General features: G+C 44.1%; 1 protein-coding gene and 1 pseudogene. Both read left to right on the top strand.

The genetic code is table 11. The features are described from left to right. Positions 1-206 (top strand): annotated as a pseudogene (locus tag AB6E30_RS22445) (bifunctional aspartate transaminase/aspartate 4-decarboxylase); the annotation flags it as partial. Positions 207-276: 70 nt separating this feature from the next. Next, the gene (gltS, locus tag AB6E30_RS22440) at positions 277-1,485 is read left to right on the top strand and encodes a sodium/glutamate symporter (protein ID WP_017061004.1); all 1,209 of its coding nucleotides are present in this window, start codon (positions 277-279) and stop codon (positions 1,483-1,485) included. The last annotated feature ends 234 nt before the right edge of the window (positions 1,486-1,719 follow it).

The raw sequence follows: 1,719 nt of genomic DNA, 5'->3' as shown, positions 1-1,719 counted from the left end.
GGTTCAAAGCTAACGAGAAAGGTAAAGACTTCCTATTCCGTCTTGCTCACGAAACTGGCGTCATCTTACTACCTGGTAAAGGTTTCGACACAGTACACGCCTCAGTACGCGTATCACTAGCGAACCTTACTCACCACGAGTACGAGCTAATTGGCCGTGCAACACGCACTGTGTTGGATGAGTACTTCCAAGAGTTCTCTGCGTAATTCGTAGTTGCTAGAAAATATAAGCCCCGTCAAGTCGGGGCTTTTTTATTCGGTTGTTTAGGTCGTGATAATGAATGTAATTTCTGTAAATGCCGTTGAATCTGCCATTTTGGCACTCTTGATGTTGTTGTTTGGTGAGGTAACCAAAAAACACACACCAATATTAAGTAAATATCATATCCCAGGGCCGGTGATTGGTGGGTGCATCGCAGCCTTAATTACTACTTGCTTATATCGCATGGGAATGGAGTTCGAATTTGAACTTCCTTATAAAGAGACGTTGATGCTGATGTTTTTCGCAGGCATTGGTTTAAGCGCAAATATCAAGCAGCTATTCCAAGGTGGACGCTTGTTCGTTGTCTTTCTCGGAATCGCCGTTGTTTATATTATTTTTCAGGACGCTATTGGTGTCGCTGCAGCCTCGTTCTTAGGGCTGGATCCTAAGCTAGGACTGATGACGGGCTCTATCACCCTATCAGGTGGGCATGGTACAGGTGCTGCATGGGCGTCGATGTTTCATGACCATTTTGGTGTCGATAATGCACTCGAAATCGCGATGGCCTGTGCCACTTTTGGTCTTGTGATTGGCGGTATTATCGGAGCGCCTTTAGGCACGTATTTGGTTGAAAAAAATCAACTTTCAACACCGAACGTACATGCAGCAGATGTGGAACACAAAAAGGCCCATCACATGCCGACTAAGGGCAATGTACTACATGGCATCGGAAGCGTTGTTCTTTTAGCATGCTGTGTTGAGCTCAGCCAAATGCTACATAGTTTAGTGCTTGTGCTCGATGTGCATTGGCTGAACATGGTGCCAAATTTCGTCTATGCGTTATTTGTTGGTGCACTATTCTCAACACTATTTAGCGAGAGCAAACCTGCCAAGATTGCGATGGTCGAAGTGGCACGTTTAAGCTCAATTGCCCTAAGTGTCTTCTTATCTATGGCATTGCTTGAAATCAAACTTTGGCAGCTGTTTGATATGGCGTTGTCGCTGGTGGTTATCCTAACGATTCAAACATTGTTTACTATTGTGTTTGTTACGTCCGTTACCTATAAGCTACTCGGTAAAAATTATGATGCCGCGGTGATGGCAAGTGGTCATGCGGGCTTTGGTTTGGGTGCGACACCGACAGCCATGCTCAATATGAATGGTATCACGGGTTACTACGGCCCATCGCCACAAGCGTATTTTATCGTGCCGTTAATTGGTGCGTTCTTTATCGATCTCTCAAACCTAATCGTTATAGAGACATTCTTACATTTCATGTCTTGATGGATCTTCCCCATTAAAGGGGATTACCAAAGTTCAGTACTTTGACTTTAAAATTTACTCAAGACATCAAAAACTATATTCAGAAGAGGAGTGACGGTTTGAAAGGTGTCCAGTTCCGCTGGTTCAGATCACTAGCTTATTTCGATGATTTTACCGCGAGTTCAATGGACGGGTTAAATCGGCTTTGTTTCCTAATTGGATCTCAGATAGAAACGGCCAGTATGGGTGATTATT

This window comes from Vibrio sp. 10N.247.311.12, assembly GCF_041467515.1.
Classification (GTDB): Bacteria; Pseudomonadota; Gammaproteobacteria; order Enterobacterales; family Vibrionaceae; genus Vibrio; species Vibrio crassostreae_C.
Note: the sequence above shows the minus strand (reverse complement) of the source record. Positions and strands in the feature narration are given on the sequence as shown.

Coding starts and splice junctions, on each gene's coding strand:
- gltS (WP_017061004.1), top strand. CDS start 277: ATGAATGTAATTTCTGTAAATGCCGTTGAATCTGCCATTTTGGCACTC.